The sequence below is a fragment of the uncultured Bradyrhizobium sp. genome (assembly GCF_947648125.1).
Classification (GTDB): domain Bacteria; phylum Pseudomonadota; class Alphaproteobacteria; order Rhizobiales; family Xanthobacteraceae; genus Bradyrhizobium.
In genome coordinates this window covers 89,135-106,099 of sequence record NZ_CANSMR010000008.1, presented here as the reverse complement: position 1 = coordinate 106,099, position 16,965 = coordinate 89,135, and the positions used below count along the sequence as shown (strand labels likewise).

At 63.9% G+C, this 16,965-nt stretch carries 17 protein-coding genes and 1 tRNA gene; 7 read left to right on the top strand and 11 right to left on the bottom strand.

What is annotated here, in order from left to right:
- Window positions 1-259 precede the first annotated feature (259 nt).
- From acpS to rpoZ, 4 genes are all read right to left on the bottom strand, one after another.
- Window positions 260-676, bottom strand: coding sequence for a holo-ACP synthase (acpS, locus tag Q0030_RS16750; protein ID WP_298369081.1), 417 nt, complete (start codon window positions 674-676; stop codon window positions 260-262).
- Entirely contained in the window at window positions 673-1,446 is a 774-nt protein-coding gene (locus Q0030_RS16745) for a pyridoxine 5'-phosphate synthase (protein ID WP_298369079.1), read from the bottom strand. The genes acpS and Q0030_RS16745 overlap by 4 nt, the downstream gene beginning before the upstream one ends.
- A gap of 93 nt (window positions 1,447-1,539) precedes the next feature.
- The gene (locus Q0030_RS16740; protein ID WP_298369077.1) at window positions 1,540-3,831 is read right to left on the bottom strand and encodes a bifunctional (p)ppGpp synthetase/guanosine-3',5'-bis(diphosphate) 3'-pyrophosphohydrolase; all 2,292 of its coding nucleotides are present in this window, start codon (window positions 3,829-3,831) and stop codon (window positions 1,540-1,542) included.
- 218 nt (window positions 3,832-4,049) lie between these two features.
- Window positions 4,050-4,442 carry a DNA-directed RNA polymerase subunit omega gene (gene rpoZ / locus Q0030_RS16735; protein WP_016844003.1) on the bottom strand — a complete coding sequence of 131 codons (393 nt, stop codon included), beginning with the start codon at window positions 4,440-4,442 and terminating at the stop codon, window positions 4,050-4,052.
- Between the two features lie 360 nt (window positions 4,443-4,802).
- Between rpoZ and Q0030_RS16730 the strand changes: the two genes are divergently transcribed.
- Both Q0030_RS16730 and Q0030_RS16725 read left to right on the top strand, forming a co-directional pair.
- Entirely contained in the window at window positions 4,803-5,435 is a 633-nt protein-coding gene (locus Q0030_RS16730) for an NYN domain-containing protein (protein WP_016844002.1), read from the top strand.
- Window positions 5,416-6,075 (top strand): uracil-DNA glycosylase, encoded by a 660-nt coding sequence (locus Q0030_RS16725; protein WP_298369072.1) that lies wholly within the window; start codon window positions 5,416-5,418, stop codon window positions 6,073-6,075. The genes Q0030_RS16730 and Q0030_RS16725 overlap by 20 nt, the downstream gene beginning before the upstream one ends.
- A 55-nt stretch (window positions 6,076-6,130) precedes the next feature.
- On the opposite strand, the gene Q0030_RS16720 is transcribed toward Q0030_RS16725, so the two are convergent.
- The 4 genes from Q0030_RS16720 to dapA all read right to left on the bottom strand — a co-directional run bounded on the left by Q0030_RS16720 (window position 6,131) and on the right by dapA (window position 8,630).
- Entirely contained in the window at window positions 6,131-6,712 is a 582-nt protein-coding gene (locus tag Q0030_RS16720) for a peroxiredoxin (RefSeq protein ID WP_298369070.1), read from the bottom strand.
- A gap of 76 nt (window positions 6,713-6,788) precedes the next feature.
- Window positions 6,789-7,262, bottom strand: coding sequence for an SsrA-binding protein SmpB (smpB, locus tag Q0030_RS16715; protein ID WP_097673428.1), 474 nt, complete (start codon window positions 7,260-7,262; stop codon window positions 6,789-6,791).
- Between the two features lies 1 nt (window position 7,263).
- A complete protein-coding gene (gene mscL, locus Q0030_RS16710) occupies window positions 7,264-7,680 on the bottom strand; it encodes a large conductance mechanosensitive channel protein MscL (protein ID WP_298369545.1) in 417 nt (138 codons plus the stop codon).
- A gap of 59 nt (window positions 7,681-7,739) precedes the next feature.
- Window positions 7,740-8,630 (bottom strand): 4-hydroxy-tetrahydrodipicolinate synthase, encoded by an 891-nt coding sequence (gene dapA / locus Q0030_RS16705; protein WP_298369064.1) that lies wholly within the window; start codon window positions 8,628-8,630, stop codon window positions 7,740-7,742.
- 306 nt (window positions 8,631-8,936) lie between these two features.
- On the opposite strand from dapA, the gene Q0030_RS16700 reads away from it, so the two are divergent.
- The gene (locus Q0030_RS16700) at window positions 8,937-11,411 is read left to right on the top strand and encodes a transglycosylase SLT domain-containing protein (RefSeq protein WP_298369062.1); all 2,475 of its coding nucleotides are present in this window, start codon (window positions 8,937-8,939) and stop codon (window positions 11,409-11,411) included.
- Window positions 11,412-11,661: 250 nt separating this feature from the next.
- Window positions 11,662-11,755: transfer RNA gene (locus tag Q0030_RS16695), tRNA-Ser, on the top strand.
- A gap of 218 nt (window positions 11,756-11,973) precedes the next feature.
- Here Q0030_RS16695 and Q0030_RS16690 read toward each other — a convergent pair.
- Complete coding sequence (locus Q0030_RS16690) at window positions 11,974-12,195, bottom strand: hypothetical protein (RefSeq protein WP_298369060.1); 222 nt, start codon at window positions 12,193-12,195, stop codon at window positions 11,974-11,976.
- A gap of 525 nt (window positions 12,196-12,720) precedes the next feature.
- On the opposite strand from Q0030_RS16690, the gene Q0030_RS16685 reads away from it, so the two are divergent.
- Together Q0030_RS16685 and Q0030_RS16680 are read left to right on the top strand one after the other, a co-directional pair.
- On the top strand, window positions 12,721-13,293 hold the full coding sequence (locus Q0030_RS16685) for a hypothetical protein (RefSeq protein WP_298369058.1): 573 nt from the start codon (window positions 12,721-12,723) through the stop codon (window positions 13,291-13,293).
- Window positions 13,294-13,459: 166 nt separating this feature from the next.
- Window positions 13,460-13,741, top strand: a complete 282-nt coding sequence (locus tag Q0030_RS16680; protein WP_298369055.1) for a hypothetical protein — start codon at window positions 13,460-13,462, stop codon at window positions 13,739-13,741.
- A gap of 502 nt (window positions 13,742-14,243) precedes the next feature.
- On the opposite strand, the gene Q0030_RS16675 is transcribed toward Q0030_RS16680, so the two are convergent.
- The gene (locus Q0030_RS16675) at window positions 14,244-15,152 is read right to left on the bottom strand and encodes a DMT family transporter (RefSeq protein ID WP_298369053.1); all 909 of its coding nucleotides are present in this window, start codon (window positions 15,150-15,152) and stop codon (window positions 14,244-14,246) included.
- A 96-nt stretch (window positions 15,153-15,248) separates the two neighbouring features.
- Here Q0030_RS16675 and Q0030_RS16670 point away from each other — a divergent pair, with 96 nt between their 5' ends.
- Window positions 15,249-16,037, top strand: a complete 789-nt coding sequence (locus Q0030_RS16670) for a helix-turn-helix transcriptional regulator (protein ID WP_298369050.1) — start codon at window positions 15,249-15,251, stop codon at window positions 16,035-16,037.
- A gap of 18 nt (window positions 16,038-16,055) precedes the next feature.
- Here Q0030_RS16670 and gcvA read toward each other — a convergent pair whose 3' ends face one another.
- Entirely contained in the window at window positions 16,056-16,958 is a 903-nt protein-coding gene (gene gcvA / locus Q0030_RS16665) for a transcriptional regulator GcvA (protein ID WP_298369047.1), read from the bottom strand.
- Window positions 16,959-16,965: the final 7 nt, after the last annotated feature.

Here is a 16,965-nt window from a genome sequence, read left to right as displayed (position 1 = left end):
CTGATGCCCACGCGGTGGCAGAACGTTCTCTCCACGCGAAGCGTTCGACCCCCGCGTGAGGAAAATGGCCTTGATTCTGATCTTGAGGGCAAATTCCGGCCTGAACCTGGAATTCGCGTCTCGCTCGATACCCTGCGGCGTTTTAGACGGTTGTTCGCAGGGGCGCAATCAATCGCCGCCTCAAAACTTCGCAATTCATTGAAATGTCAATGATTTTTTAGTTTGCTGAAGTTTTCTGGCAAATTCCGGCGCCACCCGCTCATCTGGCGGGAGCAACCGCCGAAATTATGACGAAGGCCTGCGCCAGCGGCCAATCGTCCGTGATCGAAAGGTCGATCTGCGCCTGCATGCCCTCGGGTGTCAGCTCCTGGAGCCGGGCCAGCGCCCCGCCGGTCAGCCGCATCGACGGCCGCCCTCCCGGCAGGTTCACCACCCCCATGTCCTTCCACCACACCCCGCGCCGGATACCGGTGCCGAGTGCCTTGGAGCAAGCTTCCTTCGCGGCGAACCGCTTGGCGTAGGTTGCGACCACCATCTTTTCGCTGTTGGCACGGCGCATCGCCTTGGCGCGCTCGGCGTCGGTGAAGATGCGATCGAGGAATCGCTCGCCGTGGCGCTCGATCACCTTCGCAATCCGGGTGATGTCGATCAGGTCGGAGCCGATGCCGATGATCATGCGCTGACCGCACCTTGCGCCCTGGCACGGCCGCGGTCCATTGCCGCACGCATCTCGCGCACCGTGGCGGCGATGCCGACGAACAGCGCCTCGCCCATCATGAAATAGCCGATGTTGAGCTCGCGGATTTCGGGCAGCGCGGAGATCGTCTCCGCGGTCTCATAGTCGAGCCCGTGGCCGGCATGGACCTCGAGCCCGGCCGCCTGCGCGAGCTTGGCGCCGGCGACCATGCGCTTCCATTCGGCCTCAGCCTTGTCCTTGTGACCGTCGACCACAGCGTCGCACCAGCCGCCGGTGTGGATCTCGATCACCGGCGCCTTCAGCTGCGCGGCCATCTCGATCTGCCTGGGATCGGCGGCGATGAACAGCGAGACCCGGATGCCGGCATCATTGAGCCGCGCGATGAACGGCGCCAGCGCATTGTGCTGACCGACCACGTCGAGGCCGCCTTCGGTGGTGAGTTCCTGGCGCCGCTCCGGCACCAGACAAACGGCGTGCGGCTTGGTGGCGAGCGAAATCCGCAGCATGTCGTCGGTCGCCGCCATCTCGAAATTCAGCGGCTTGGATATCTCGGCCTTGAGCCGCGCCATGTCCTCGTCGCGGATGTGACGGCGATCCTCGCGCAAATGCGCGGTGATGCCGTCGGCGCCGGCCGCGATCGCGGCAAGCGCCAGCCGCACCGGATCGGGCCGCGCCCCGCCCCGCGCATTACGAAGCGTCGCGACGTGATCGACATTGATACCGAGACGGAGCGGAGCAGCCTTTGACATTTCTCTAACCTGCAATTCTAGCCTGCCATGCGCAGCCATAGGCGTCCGAAGAACGGCGTCGCTTCCGCTCGCCTATGCCCCGCGCATGCATCTTTACCCGTTGACGCGTTCGACCCGTGCAACGACGGCCTTGGCGCGCAACTGCGCGATGATAGCGCTGAGATGCTTGAGGTCATAGACCTCAAGATCGATGGTCAGCTCCGTGAAATCAGGCGATTGGCGCGACATGTGGATATTGTCGATATTGCCGTCGTGCTCGGCGATCACGGTCGCGATCTGGGCGAGGCTGCCCGGCTCGTTGACATTGTGGACCAGGATGCGCGCGGGGAAGCGCTGCGGCATGGTCTCGTCGATGTCCCAGCGCACGTCGAGCCAGCGCTCCGGCTCCTCCTCGAAATCCTTCAGCGCCGGTGACTGGATCGGATAAATCGTGATCCCCTCGCCCGCCGTGACGATGCCGACGATCCGATCGCCCGGCACGGCGCCGCCGTTCGGCGCGAACTTCACCGGCAGGTCGGAATTGATGCCACGCACCGGGATCACCGACGTGGCGCGCGCCGGATGCGGCGGGGTCTGCGTCTTCAGCTTGGCGGCGAGCCCCTTCTTGGCGCCATAGCGCACCAGCCGCTCTTCCTTGTAGTCGGGATACATCGCGCGCGCGACGTCTGAGGCCTTGATCTCGCCACGTCCGACGGAGGCCATCACGTCCTCGATCGAGGTGCGCGCGAGCCGCGGCAAGGCGCCCTTCAGCTTGTCGTCGGCATATTCGATCTTGGCGCGGGCAAACAGGCGGTCGACGATGCGGCGGCCGAGGCCGGCATACTGGTCGCGTACCGCATCACGGGTGGCACGCCGGATCGCGGCGCGCGCCTTGCCGGTGCGGGCGAGCGCTTCCCAGGCCGACGGCGGCGCCGACTGCGCCTTCGACGTCAGCACCTCGACCTCGTCGCCGTTCTGCAGCTCGGAGGACAGCGGCGCGAACTTGCCGTTGATCTTGCAGCCGACCGCGCTGTTGCCGACACCGGTGTGCACGGCATAGGCGAAGTCGATCACGTTGGCGTTGCGCGGCAGCGCGATCAGCTTGCCCTTCGGCGTGAAGCAGAACACCTGGTCGTGGAACAGCTCGAGCTTGGTGTGCTCAAGGAATTCTTCGGGATTGGAGCTCTCCGAGAGGATGCCGATGGTGTGGCGCAGCCAGGCGAAGGCGTTGGACTCGTGCTTCAGCCGCTCATGCGGCGAGCCCGCCCCCTCCTTGTAGAAGGCATGCGCGGCGATGCCGAACTCGGCGATCTGGTTCATCTCCTCGGTGCGGATCTGCAACTCGACTCGCTGCTTGCCCGGTCCGATCACGGTGGTGTGGATCGACCGGTAGTCGTTCTGCTTCGGGGTCGAGATGTAGTCCTTGAAGCGGCCCGGCACGACCGGCCAGGTGGTGTGGACAATGCCGAGCGCGCGGTAGCAGGCGCCGACATCGTCGAGGATGACGCGGAAGCCGTAGATGTCGGACAGCTGCTCGAAGCCGACCGACTTGCGCTCCATCTTGGTCCAGATCGAAAACGGCTGCTTGCGGCGGCCGAACACCCGCGCTGTGATGCCGTTCTTCTGCAGGTTCTTGGAGAGCTGGGTTTCGATCTCGCCGATCAGGTTGCGGTTGCGCTCGGCCAGTGAATCGAGCCGCTGCTTGACCACCGCATAGGCCTCGGGATCGAGTACGAAGAACGACAGGTCCTCCAGCTCCCCGCGCATCTCCTGCATACCCATGCGGCCGGCCAGCGGCGCATAGATATCCAGCGTTTCCTCGGCGATGCGGCGGCGCGAGGCCGGCGGCACGAATTCCAGCGTGCGCATGTTGTGCAGGCGGTCGGCGAGCTTGATCAGCAGCACGCGGACGTCGTCGGCGATGGCAAGCAGCAGCTTGCGCAAATTCTCGGCCTGCTTGGCCTCGCGCGACACCAGCTCCAGCCGCTTCAGCTTGGTCAGGCCCTCGACCAGCGCGCCGATCTCGTGGCCGAACACGTTATCGATCTCGGCCCGCGTCGCCTCGGTGTCCTCGATCGTGTCGTGCAACAGCGCCGCCACGATCGTGGCGTCGTCGAGCTTGAGGTTGGTGAGGATCGCGGCAACCTCGAGCGGATGCGAGAAATAGGGATCGCCGGAGGCGCGCGTCTGCGTGCCGTGCGCCTTCATGGCGTAGACGTAGGCGCGGTTGAGCAGGTCCTCGTTGGTGTCGGGGTTATAGGACCGGACGCGCTCGACGAGGTCATATTGTCGCATCATGCGGGTCCGCGGCTTGGCCGGCCTCTCCGCCGCGGACGACGCCGGCGCCACCGCGACCGTTTCGGTTGCAGCCTGCATCTGGATGGAACTGCGGCGTCGATACGCCATGAACTCGCTGCCTCTTGCGCGGGACCGGAACGTCCCTTCTTCCTCAATCTAGTGCGCTTTCGAACGAAGCTGCACCCCGCGCGGGCCCTGGAACCATTCAATTTCCCGCGCCCGCATAGGACGCACCGTAACAGCGAAATTGTCAACAAAAGCAAAGGCCCGGAGCAATATCCGGGCCTTTGGCAAATTGATCCGAGATGCGGAGCCGAACGACGAGCCTACTCGTCTTCCTCGGGCTGCTCTTCCGGGGGCGCCAGGCCCTCGAGGCCCTTCAGCAGCTCTTCCTCGGTCATGCGCTCGACCGCGACCTCGGTGTCGTCGGCGTCGACGCTGGCACCGGCGGAACCGATCAGCGGCACCGTGTCCGGCTCGGGCTCGTCGACCTCGACGAACTTCTGCAGCGAGTGCACGAGTTCCTCTTTCAGGTCCTCCGGCGAGATCGTCGAATCGGCGATCTCGCGCAGCGAAACGACCGGGTTCTTATCGTTGTCGCGATCAACCGTGAGTTGCGATCCCGACGAGATCATCCGGGCACGATGCGCAGCCAACAGGACGAGGTCGAAACGATTGTCGACCTTATCAATGCAATCTTCGACGGTGACGCGAGCCATCTCGAGGCGCTCCGTGGTAAAAGGGACCGAACATGTAGGTTATGAGGGTTAGTTATAGGGCTAGCCCCCGTTTCGCAAGGTAAAATTTGTGATTTGCCTTCCCAACAGGCTCTGATAACCCCCTCTGCCGGGGCCAGAAGGGCCGGAGCGTCTGACGACATGGCTAGGTTGCTGTCCCAGGCAAGTAAATCTCTTCATTGCAATGTCAAAGGTCTAGGCTTTTTGCCCTCGCCTCACCATAATTGCGGTGGTGACTGTCGTGGGGAAAGATTCACAGAACTTTAGGCAGCAACGCCGGAATTTACGCGCGGTTGATCACCGCCGCGCTAAGAACACTAACAACCACGCGAGAACACTTTGATGTCGTCACCTGTTTCCAACAAGATCGCGCTCTTCATCGACGGAGCCAATCTTTACGCAACCGCAAAGACGCTGGGCTTCGACATCGACTACAAGCGCCTCCTCAAGGAATTCCAGAGTCGCGGCACGCTGCTTCGCGCGTTCTACTACACGGCGATCATCGAGGATCAGGAATATTCGTCGATCCGTCCGCTGATCGATTGGCTCGACTACAACGGCTACACCGTGGTCACCAAAGCGACCAAGGAATTCATCGACGCCAGCGGCCGCCGCAAGGTGAAGGGCAATATGGACATCGAGCTCGCCGTCGATGCCATGGAGCTGGCCGAGCACATCGACCAGATGATTCTGTTTTCCGGCGACGGCGACTTCCGCTCGCTGGTCGAAGCCGTGCAGCGCCGCGGCGTTCGGGTCACCGTGATCTCCACCATTGCGAGCCAGCCGCCGATGATCGCCGACGAGCTGCGCCGCCAGGCCGACGTCTTCACCGACCTCGTCGAGCTGCAATCCAAGCTTGGCCGCGATCCGTCAGAACGTCCGGCCCCGCGCGAACCGCGTCACCACTCCCCGCAATTCCTGCAGCGTGCGACCACCATGGCCCCTCGGGGAGCCGATGACGATTTCGACGAGTAATCTCGTCGCCGCACCTACGCGCCCCGACAGCAACTGTCAGCTCTGTGTCAGGCTGGCCGACTTCCGCGCGCAGGCCCGCGCGCTCCACCCGGACTGGTTCAACTCGCCGGTGGAATCGTTTGGCGATCCGAATGCGCGGCTGTTGATCGTCGGGCTCGCGCCGGGCATGCAAGGCGCCAACCGCACCGGCCGTCCGTTCACCGGCGATTACGCCGGCGACCTGCTCTACGCGACCTTGCTCGAATATGGCTTCGCCAGCGGCGTCTATCAGGCGCGCCCGGACGACGGCTTGAAGCTGGTGGACTGCCGGATCAGCAACGCGGTGCGCTGCGTGCCGCCGCAAAACAAGCCGCTGCCGGCCGAGATCAACACCTGCCGGCAATTCCTCCGCGCCACCATCGCCACGATGCCGAAGCTGCGCGCGATCGTGCTGCTCGGGCGAATCGCCCATGAATCAACGTTGAAGGCGCTGGATATTCGTCTGGCTGCCGCGCCCTTCGTGCACGGCGCCGTGCATAGCGCGGGCCCATTCAAGCTCTACGACAGCTACCACTGCTCGCGCTACAACACCAACACAGGCGTGCTGACGACCGACATGTTCCGCAAGGTCTTCGCGACCGTGCGGAAGGAGCTCGGCTAGCGCCTTCTCCCGCTATCCACTTCGCGAACCGGTATCCACTTCGCGCGAAAGCGTCTTAACCCTTCGGCGGATTGTCCTTCAGCCATTCCAGCACGTCGCCGGCGTTCCGGTCGGGCGGGAACACCGGATAGAACACGTGCGTGATGCGCGCATCGTCGATGATGAGCGCAAGCCGCTTGATCAGCGTCAGGCCCGCCACCGACATCGTCGGCAATCTCAGCGTGTGCGTCAGTTCCAGCGCTTCGTCCGACAGCACCGGGAACGGCAGATGCAGGCGCGACGCCATCTCGGTCTGGTACGCATTGCTCTGCGTCGACAGCCCGAACACCTGGGCGGCACCAGCCGCCTTCAGGTCGGCGAACAGGTCGCGGAAGGCGCAGGTCTGCGGCGTACAGCCGCGGGCCCCCGGGATCATGTCCCAATCGTCGACCAGCCCGATCTTGCCGGGCTCGCCGGTTCGCGGATAGGCGAACACCACGGTGCGGCCCTCGAGCGCCGACAGCGCCACCGAGGTGTCGTCGGTGGCGCGCAGCCTGACCGGCGGGATCGTCATGCCGGTCAGATGCGCGGCACCACCATCGTCCGTGGGTGCCGGGATCTTGCTCCAGTCGACGTCAGTAAGGCTCGGTTGAGTCATGTCTTGCTCCGAGAACCAGCGAATGGTGCGTGGCGAATATCCTGCCCTATGCGCCACTCGCCATTCGCTACGCGCCTTAGCCCCGCGCTCGCATCAGGCGGCCCTTTTCGCGGCCCCAGTCACGCTTCTTCTCGGACTCGCGCTTGTCGTGCAGCTTCTTGCCCTTGGCGACCGCGAGCAGCAGTTTGGCACGGCCGCGCTCGTTGAAGTACAGCTTCAGCGGAATGAGCGTCATGCCCTCGCGGTCGACGGCGCCAAGCAGCTTGTTGATCTGTTTGCGATGCAGCAGGAGTTTGCGCGGCCGCTTCGGCTCGTGGTTGAAGCGGTTGGCCTGGAGATATTCCGGGATATTGGCGTTGATCAGCCAGATCTCGCCGTCCTTGGAATCCGCATAGGATTCCGCAATCGTGCTCTTGCCGCTGCGGATCGACTTCACCTCGGTGCCGGTCAGCGAAATGCCGGCCTCGACCGTATCCTCGATGGCGTAGTTGAAGCGGGCCTTTCGGTTTTCAGCGACAACCTTGATCGGACGTTCGTTCTTGTCGGCCACGTTAGCCCTTCTTGAGGAGGTCGCGGATTTCCGTCAGCAGCACGACCTCGTCGGACGGCTTCGGCGGCTCGGCGGGCTTGGCCTCATCCTTGCGCTTGAACTGGCTCATGACGCGAATGACCATGAACAGCACGAAGGCGACGATCAGGAAGTTCAGCGTCAGCGTCAGGAAGTTGCCCCAGGCCAGCACGGCGCCCTGCTTCTTCGCGTCGGCCAGGTTGGTCGCCGTGACGGCCTTGGAAAGCCCGGTGAAATAGTTGGAGAAATCGAGTCCGCCCGTGATCGCGCCGATGATCGGCATGATGATGTCGCCGACCAGCGAGGTGACGATCGCGCCGAAGGCTGCACCGATGATGACGGCGACGGCGAGGTCGACGACATTGCCCTTCATGGCGAACTCGCGGAATTCCTTCAGCATGCCCATCCCCTTCTCTTCGACATTGCGCACGGTATTGTTCACGGCGGTACCGGCCTGGCTCAGTTGATCAGGCCTGCATGCACCATGGCGCTGCGGACAGCCTGGCGGGTCGATTCAGAGACCGGCACCATCGGCAGGCGCAGCTTCTCGTCCAGCTTGCCGAGCAGCGACATCGCATACTTCACCGGCGCCGGATTGCTCTCGATGAACAGATTGGTGTGCAGCGGCATCAGCTTGTCGTGGATCTTCAGCGCCGTGGTGACGTCGCCCTTCTGCCAGGCGATCTGGAACTCCGAGCACAGCCGCGGCGCGACGTTCGAGGTCACCGAGATGCAGCCATGGCCGCCATGCGCCATGTAGCCGATGATGGTCGCGTCCTCGCCCGACAGCTGATTGAAGTCCTCGCCCATCGCAGCGCGCTGCTGCGACACCCGCACCATGCTCGCGGTCGCGTCCTTGACGCCGGCGATGTTCTTCAGCTCGAACAGCCGCGTCATGGTGTCGACCGACATGTCGATCACCGAGCGCGGCGGGATGTTGTAGATGATGATCGGAATCCCGATCGCATCGTTGATCGCCTTGAAGTGCTGGTACATGCCTTCCTGGGTCGGCTTGTTGTAGTACGGCGTCACGACCAGCACCGCGTTGGCTCCGGCCTTTTCCGCGTGCTCGGCGAGCTCGATCGCCTCCTTGGTCGAATTCGAGCCGGCGCCGGCGATCACGGGCACCCGGCCCTTGGCCTCCTCGATGCACCACTCGACCACGCGCTTGTGCTCGTCATGGCTCAGCGTCGGGCTCTCGCCTGTGGTGCCGACCGGCACCAAGCCGTGCGTACCCTCGGCGATCTGCCAGTTCACGAGGCCGCGGAACGCCGCCTCATCCACTGCGCCGTTTTTGAAGGGCGTCACCAAGGCAGTGAATGATCCCCGGAATTTTGTCTTGGCTGCCATGGACTTCCTCCAAACGCTTCAGGCTAAAGGCTAGGTCGACGGACCCTTGTTATTGTCGTGCTTCACGTCCGTGCAACCGGCATCCGGTTGATGCGAAACGCCATGAAAGGCAATTCATATCGGGTCTGACCGACAGGCGAAAGGGCCGTACCGAACCTATTCCCAGCCGGTTCCAGCCGCGATTTCGCCGTTGTGCTGGCGCAAACAGCCGCACCGGCAGGCTTCTTAGTATTTTGTCTACGTTTTCAATCAAATAAGAACCCATGGCCCAAACGACCAGATGATTCGGGGCCGCAGAGGACTTCTGTGATCCGTTCCGCCCGCGCAGGCACATTGCGATCGACGGCGCTGGCGACGAGCCTCGCGCTCGTCGTCGGCTTGGCCGCCATCACGGCCGATGCATGGGCCGCCGAGGATGCTCCAGCCGCAAAGTCGGCTGCCCACGACACCGCTTCCAAGACGGCTGCCTCGAAGAACGCTGCTTCCAAGACCGAAGCGTCGAAGGCCGGTACTTCGAAGCCGCATGCTTCAAAGCCAACCGCGACCAAGAACAGCGAAACCAAGACCAGCGCTGCCAAGACGGACGCAGCCAAGACGACCTCTTCAAAGTCCGGCGCGGCCAAGACCGACAGCGCCAAGGCCGCGCCTCCCAAAACCGACGCTTCGAAGAACGCTGCGTCAAATCGCACCACGTCCAAGTCCACTGCTGCGAAGACCACTGCGTCGAAGCCCGCCTCTCCGGCTGCAACCGGAAGTCTTCCGAACAAGCCGGCACCCGTCCGCGCCGCCGCCCCCGCGCTGGTTCCGGCGACCCGCCAGCATGCCGCGCCGGTCGCGCGCAAGCCGGTACTGCCTGCGGCCGTGGCCGCGACGTCGTCGACGTCGCAGTCGGACAAGGAGGCGCTTGCAAGCGTCGTCGAGCTGTTGCGCAAGCGCAGGCCGGCGGACGCAACCGAAGCCGAGGCCTCGATTTCCGATCCGGTCGCGCGCAAGCTTGCTGAATGGCTGATCCTGCGCAGCGAGGACAATGGCGCCTCGGTCGAGCGCTACCGCGCCTTCCTCGACGCCAATCCGAGCTGGCCCTCGCAGACCTTCCTGCGCCGCCGCATCGAGGCATCGCTATGGGACGACCATCGCGACGATTCTGCGGTCTGGGCCTGGTTCCAGAATGAATCGCCGGTCTCGGCCAAGGGCCGGCTCGCGCTCGCCAAGGTGATGATCGGACGCGGCGACCGCGGCAATGCCGAGCGGCTGGTGCGCGAGGCCTGGCGCAATGACGGGATGAGCGAGGACACCGAAAGCGCCGCACTCGAAATGTTCGGCTCGTTCCTGACCGCCGCCGACCATAAAGCGCGCATGGACACGATGCTCTACGGCACCGATAACGAGGCTGCCGGCATTCGCGAGGCCAAACGGCTCGGCTCCGGCTATCTGGCGCTCGCCAAGGCGCGCATCGCAGCCAACCGCAAGGGCTCGAACCTGCGCGCGCTGCTCGAGGCAGTGCCGAGCGAACTCTCCGGCGACGCCGGTTACCTGTTCGCAAAAATCCAGTTGCTCCGCCGCGAAGAGAAATTCGCTGAAGCCGCGCGGCTGATGCTGAGCGCGCCGAAGGACGCCGCGCGGCTCTACAACGTCGACGAATGGTGGGTCGAGCGCCGCCTGCTGGCGCGCAAGATGATCGACGTCAACGAGTTTCGCACCGCCTATCTGATCGCGCGCGACGCGGCGCTGCCCGCCCGCGACATCTACAAGACCGAGCAGGAATTCACCTCGGGCTGGATCGCGCTGCGATTTCTCAACGACCCCTCCCTCGCCGCCCAGCATTTCGCGCGGATCGGCGTCGGCAGCGCCAACCCGACCGCGCTGGCGCGTGCCGGCTATTGGCAGGGCCGCGCGGCGGAAGCCGCCGGCCGCGGCCAGGAGGCGCGCGCCGCCTACGCACGCGCAGCCGAGCAGTCGACCAGCTATTACGGCCAGCTCGCGCGCGCCAAGCTCGGCCTGCCGCAGATCGAATTGAACAGCGCGCCGCGCGGACGTGGCGCCGACCGGCTGGAAATGGTGCGCGCCGTCGGGCTGCTCTACGAAATCGACGCGCGCGAGCTCGCGATCCCGATCTTCGGCGACATGGGCGACAATGGCGATCCGGAAGCGCTGGCCGGCCTCGGCGAACTCACCGCCCGCCACGGCGATGCCCGCGGCATGCTGCTGATGGGCAAGGCCGCGCTCAATCGCGGACTGCCGTTCGATCACTACGCCTACCCGGTGAACGGCATTCCATCGTTCCGCCAGGTCGGACCGGAAGTCGAGCAGAGCGTCGTCTACGCGATTGCGCGCCAGGAGAGCGCGTTCAACCCGGCGGTGGTGTCGCCGGCCCAGGCCTACGGCCTGATGCAGGTGACGCCGGACGCCGGACGCTATGTCTGCAAGCGCGCCGGCATCGGCTTCGATCTCAACCGGATGAAGACCGACCCGGTCTACAACGCGATGCTCGGTGCCGCCGAGCTCGGCGGCCTGCTCGAGGACTATCGCGGCTCCTACATCCTGACCTTCGCCGCCTACAATGCCGGCCGCGGCAGCGTGAAGAAGTGGATCGAGCGCTACGGCGACCCGCGCGACCCCAAGGTCGATGCGGTCGACTGGGTCGAGCTGATTCCGTTCTCGGAGACGCGGAACTACGTCCAGCGGATCATGGAGAACCTACAGGTCTACCGAGCCCGCTTCGGCGGGGGCACCAGATTGCAGATCGACGCCGACCTGCGCCGCGGCGCCAGCGTGGAATGAGCCGGCGCAGCCGGTTTTCAACAATCTCGCGAGGGGCGGCTGCCGGCCTTGCCTAAAATTCGACCTAACCAATTGTTATACTTAGTATTTCTTGCATCGACCCGAGCCGCCGCGTCCAAATCGGGGCGCAATATAAAGGCTCAGCGCCCGCTCCGGGGCCCCCTGCGGCGGAGCTGCCACTAAATCACCTTGCCGCAAACTGAATCTGCCGCTTGCGGCTCAGCGCCCTCTCGGGCATATCGGCGCCATTGGAGACGTGGCCGAGTGGCTGAAGGCGGCGGTTTGCTAAACCGTTATAGGCTTGTAAAGGCCTATCGAGGGTTCGAATCCCTCCGTCTCCGCCAGTCTCATTGACATCATTGAAATTTCTGGAAAATCGCTGTTCAGCGCACGAGCGGCTGCACAAGCCGCCTTTGGCTCGAACCGGTCGTCACCTCCGCGTGAACGAAACACCATTTCCGGTGCGTTGAAGCGAGCGCGAAACAAACCGCGCGCAGCATCCCCTGAGTTTTTCATCACCTGAATATTTCCGGAGTAAAGCCATGCAGCAGGACAGTGGCATTCAATTCCAGGATATCGACCAGGTTTTGCGTAACGCCCAGCTTCGCCGATCCGCCGATTTGGCTCCCTGGTTCAGGCAGCGCTTCTCATCCAAGGCCGGCAGGCTCGTCATCGCAACTTCGCTGGCTTGCATGGTTGTGCTGCTGGCGATCGTTGCCGGCCCACGGCCGGTCTCGAGCGCTGCGCTTGGCAGCGATTGGCAATGCAGCAGGGCAGCGTTCATTTTGACGACCTGTCGTCAGACCGATCCTGCGCACTCATAGCAGCCGGCCTCGAATGGTCGCGACGTCAATCGGCTGGCGAAACCATTTGGCCGGCGACGCCGTAGCTCGGCAGCCGGCCCATTCTTCCATTTTGGTACCTCGGGCTGGCTGAGGCCGTTCGGTCTATCCCAGTCACGAACGGCCTCACTTTTGAGTCCATCAATGAAATGCGTCAGCGGCCGCGCGATCGATCAACGAGCCTTGAAGGCTTGAGGCGATTGTTGCGGCTGGCGTGGCCACGGAGCCGGATGAGGATTAGAGCCGAGGTGGAAGTCGCAGCTTCCCCTCGGCTTGATTATTTGGCATCAAATAATCAATGAAGCCCGCACGAGGTATCCGCCGGCTGGTCGAGATCGGGCTGAGGGCGAAGAAATAAGATGAATGGCCCAAGTCGCGGTCTCAGGTTAGCGATCTACTTCGCACTGGCTATTGTGCTGCCTGCTGCTCAGACGCCGCCAACAGTGCATCCGCGGAACCAGCGGCGTGTGATCGACAAGGAATGTCGCGACGTCTTGCCTGCGCAGGCAAAGATACAGGCATGCCTCAACCTGCTGAGCGATCGACGGCTCTCGACCGCCTATATTGCGCCGATCAACAGCGAAATATCGAGCACGTTCCAAAGCCTGCGGGACTACGACAACGCCATCAAATACAAGAAGATCGAAATTGAACGCGCATACACCGCGGCGAAGCAACCTGCTTCTTCGGCCGAAGCACTTCCTGCAAGTTTCGGCGCGATGTCTCAACGTTACACCGAGCTCGGAACGCTCCAGGCGCTCAATCGCCAAACCAACTTCACCAGTCAGTCGGACGACGCGCGCCGAGGCGCCACGGAGGAGCAAGGCAACTACACCCTGGCGCTTCAATACAACCCGATGAACTACAGGGCGTATCGATACCGGGCTGAAATTCGCAGCCTGTTCTGCGATAGCGCGTCTGCCTCTCAGGACATGGAAGCGGCGGTCAGGTTTGCGGAAGAAGCTGGAGATCAGAATGCCGCTCGAGACTACAAGCGCGTCACGCTAAGCGCTTGCGTTCCGGCTTGGCGCCCAGAATAGCCTGCAAGACCAATCAGACTGTCGCTACCGGTGACATTCACGCGTCCGACCCGTCCCGGCCGTATTCTTACGGACCCGCAACTGGCAGGCAACTTGCGATGCGTCCGTGAATAGTTCGGCGCCAGCTGTTGTCGGTGTACCGAACTCGGACATTCGGAGCACGCACATGAACATGCATCATCGTTTTGAGACAGCTCGCGCAAGCACCGGACCAGAGCCGACGATCAGGAAGATGCTGTCCGATCTCGTCCTGGCCTGCCAGCAGATCGAAGCCGACATCGCGACCGAAGAAGCGCGCGCGGGAATTCATGACCGATCGAACCCAAGGTATCCAATTTTGGCAAGGTCGCTCATTGAGCGTTACGGCAATCTCAAGGAAACCATCGCCACGCTCGAAAAGCGTGTCACTGAGCGACCTCAGCACAAGTTGGTCACCGACGCGGCATAGCTCGATCCTTCGACCAACCTCCTGTGCGATGGAAGAGCCACCCCTCCGTCCCCGCCAGGCAAAGGGCCCGCGAGAAGCAGGCCCCTGCCTCCTCACTGCACTCCGAAGCACTGCCGCTTGCCGTCGTTCGGGCAGGCAGCGTGATCGAGTGATGGAGGCGCGGCGCTGACCCAGGTCAGCCGCTACCACGCGTGGATGGATCGAGATTGCGGTTCTCGCCCGGCGGGATTGGCCCGAAGCCGGGATATCTGTACCCGCCAGGCACGACCACCTCTTCGCTCGGACGGATGATGAGGTGTTGTCGCACGCGCCGGTGATGCGCAGTGGCCGCGTCGGCAACCGCACTCCACAGGATCACAAGAGGCAACGTCAAGACCAGGGCAACACGCATCGCGATCACTCCGTTTCACCGAACAAGTGACCGCCGACCGCGGCGCTCTATTCTGGCCCGGCCTTTCACATGTGATCAAAACCGCGAGATCGCCAATCCGTCACTCGCACGTCATCGCGGATCGTGTGCGGCCTTCAGCGGCCGCGGAAACGCCTGCGCGCAGGCGACGCCGAGCAGCGCGAGGCCGCCGCCGATGACGTGGAAGGACCTGACCGGCTCACTCAGCATCATGATTGCGGCCGCAGCCGTCAGCACCGGCAACAGGTTCACGAAGATCGCGCAGCGGTTCGGGCCAAGCTGCGCAACCCCACGGATCCACAGGAACGGCAGCACCACCGAGGCCAGCGCGCCGGCGTAGACGATCAGCGGCAGCGTTTCGGCGTTGACCTGCCGCAGCGGCGCCGGCGTCGCGAGGAACGCGGGAAACATCACGGCCAGCGCGCACAGTGCCTGCATGTAGGTGGATTGCCATCCGGTGATCGGCAAATTCCAGCGCTTCAGGAGCACGCCGTACAGCGCGTAGACGATCGCGGCAAGCAGCATCAGTGCGTCACCCGCATGCACACCATTCTGCAACAGCGACAACAATTCGCCGCCGCTGACGAGATAGACGAGGCCTGCGAACGACAGCGGCGCGCCGCAGACCATCCCAAGCGTCGGCTGCTCGCCGAGCACCGCGGCGCTGAGCGCGACCGTGAGTAGTGGCGTCAGCGCGGTGAACACGGCCATGTTGGTCGCAGTCGTGGTCTCGGCCGCCAGATACGACAGGCTCTGGAACAGGCACATTGCGAGGAAGCCGAGGATCGCGAGCGGCCCGAGATGCGGCCAGATCGCGCGGCGATTGCGCCAGGCAGCGCGCGCTACGAACGGGGACATCAGCAGCACCGCGACCAGCAGGCGATAGAAGGTGATCGCCTGCGGACCGATCGTGTGGGCCGAGAGACGCGAGACGATGACGTTGCCGGCCCACAGCACGATGGCAGCGAAGGGATAGAGAAGTGCAGCATTCTTCTTGAGCATGACCCGGCAGCGCATTGGTGAAGGACACACCAGCAACTACCTGTCGCGCCAAAGTCCGTCTCACGCTAGAATGACCGCACCTAGCGAGATTGGGACATGCGAGATGAAGACGTGTTGGACGAGCTGATCACACGGCACCTCGATTATCACGCCACGGCGCGACCGATGGCGGCGATGGAGATCGACTACCCGAGCGGCACATCGACCGGCCGGCATGCGCATCCGCGCGGCCAGCTGCTCTATGCGATCGAAGGCGTGATGATCGTGCGCTGCGCCGAGGGCACCTGGGTGGTGCCGCCCAATCGCGCAGTGTGGCTGGTGGCCGGTCTCGCGCACGAGGTCCGGATGTGCGGCGCGGTCAAGATCCGCACCGTGTTCGTCGATGCCGACGCGGTCCCCAACCTGCCGCAGACCAGCTGCGTGTTCACGGTCTCGCCGCTGCTGCGCGAACTGTTCGTCGCCGCGATGCGCGTCCCGCTGGACTATGCGCCCGCGACGTCCGACGAGCGCCTGATGCGCGTGCTGCTCGACCAGCTGCGCGAAATCGATGTGCTGCCGCTGGATCTGCCGATGCCGCGCGACGAAAGGCTGGCGCGGATCTGCGCGGCGCTGGTGGCCCGTCCGGATGACGCCTCGACCGCCGAGCAGTGGGCGCGCCGGCTGAAGCTGACGTCGAAGACGATCCATCGTCTGTTCGCCAGGGAAACCGGCATGACGTTCGGCGAGTGGCGTCAGCAGGCCCGCCTGCTGTTTGCGCTCGAACGCCTCGCGCGCGGCGCGCGGGTGGTCGACGTCGCGCTCGATGCCGGCTATGCCAGCCAGAGCGCCTTCACCGCAATGTTCCGCAAGCATTTTGGCGTGCCGCCGAACGCGTTCTATCGGTAGGCCGTCGCGGCGAGATAGCTAGCGCTCCCCAAGTGCTGACTGTGCCGCCGGTCCCAGTATCCATTCCCTGAACGCCGCGATCTTCGGAAGCCCCTGCCGGTTGTCGGGGCAGACGAGATAGTACGCGAACTCCTCCAGATGCGCGGTCTCCAGCAGCTGGATCAGCTCGCCGCTCTCGATCTCATTTGCAACCATCGCCGCCGGCAAAAGCCCCGCGCCCTGCCCGGTCAGCACGGCCTTCAGCAGCAGACCGCTGTCGTCGAACGAGGGACCGCGCGCCGTGCGTACCTCCGTGATGCCGTTGGCCTGAAACCACAGGCTCCACCCCTTGCGATCGGCATCATGCACCTGCGGCCAGCCCGGAAGCTCGCCGGGAGACGTCGGCCGCCCGAGACGTGCAACCAGCGACGGCGATGCGACCGCGACCATCTCGACCGTGACGACGCGGTCGCTGCGCAGCCCCGGATAGCGGCCGAGGCCGTGGCGCACCGCGACGTCGATGCCGTTGCGCGAGAAGTCGACCAGCGTGTTGCTGGTGACGATCTGCAGATCGATCTCGGGATGCGCCCCCTGAAACGACGCCATGCGCGGCACCAGCCAGGCCGACGCAAAGAACGGTGTGACGCTCACCGTCAGCGTGCCGACGTCGGTCGATGCAGCGACGCGACGCGATGCCTCCGCGATCTGGCGAAACGCATTGCGGATCGACGGCAGATAGTCGCGCCCGGCGTCGGTGAGATAGATGCCGCGCGGGACGCGCTCGAACAGCTTGACGCCGAGATGGGCTTCGAGCGTCTTGAGCATCTGGCTGACCGCGCCCGGCGTCACATACAGCTCCTCGGCCGCGAGCTTCACCGAAAGATGGCGGGCGGCGGATTCGAACGCCTTGAGCGCGTTCAGGGGTGGAAGCCTGCTCTCCATGATTTAG

Excerpts from the sequence above, each read along its gene's own strand:
- Q0030_RS16740 (WP_298369077.1), bottom strand. The coding sequence starts at position 3,831 with ATGGCGTATCGACGCCGCAGTTCCATCCAGATGCAGGCTGCAACCGAA.
- Q0030_RS16730 (WP_016844002.1), top strand. The coding sequence starts at position 4,803 with ATGTCGTCACCTGTTTCCAACAAGATCGCGCTCTTCATCGACGGAGCC.
- gcvA (WP_298369047.1), bottom strand. The coding sequence starts at position 16,958 with ATGGAGAGCAGGCTTCCACCCCTGAACGCGCTCAAGGCGTTCGAATCC.
- Q0030_RS16675 (WP_298369053.1), bottom strand. The coding sequence starts at position 15,152 with ATGCTCAAGAAGAATGCTGCACTTCTCTATCCCTTCGCTGCCATCGTG.
- Q0030_RS16720 (WP_298369070.1), bottom strand. The coding sequence starts at position 6,712 with ATGACTCAACCGAGCCTTACTGACGTCGACTGGAGCAAGATCCCGGCA.
- mscL (WP_298369545.1), bottom strand. The coding sequence starts at position 7,680 with ATGCTGAAGGAATTCCGCGAGTTCGCCATGAAGGGCAATGTCGTCGAC.
- rpoZ (WP_016844003.1), bottom strand. The coding sequence starts at position 4,442 with ATGGCTCGCGTCACCGTCGAAGATTGCATTGATAAGGTCGACAATCGT.
- dapA (WP_298369064.1), bottom strand. The coding sequence starts at position 8,630 with ATGGCAGCCAAGACAAAATTCCGGGGATCATTCACTGCCTTGGTGACG.
- Q0030_RS16725 (WP_298369072.1), top strand. The coding sequence starts at position 5,416 with ATGACGATTTCGACGAGTAATCTCGTCGCCGCACCTACGCGCCCCGAC.
- acpS (WP_298369081.1), bottom strand. The coding sequence starts at position 676 with ATGATCATCGGCATCGGCTCCGACCTGATCGACATCACCCGGATTGCG.
- Q0030_RS16680 (WP_298369055.1), top strand. The coding sequence starts at position 13,460 with ATGAACATGCATCATCGTTTTGAGACAGCTCGCGCAAGCACCGGACCA.
- Q0030_RS16745 (WP_298369079.1), bottom strand. The coding sequence starts at position 1,446 with ATGTCAAAGGCTGCTCCGCTCCGTCTCGGTATCAATGTCGATCACGTC.
- Q0030_RS16690 (WP_298369060.1), bottom strand. The coding sequence starts at position 12,195 with ATGAACGCTGCCCTGCTGCATTGCCAATCGCTGCCAAGCGCAGCGCTC.
- Q0030_RS16670 (WP_298369050.1), top strand. The coding sequence starts at position 15,249 with ATGCGAGATGAAGACGTGTTGGACGAGCTGATCACACGGCACCTCGAT.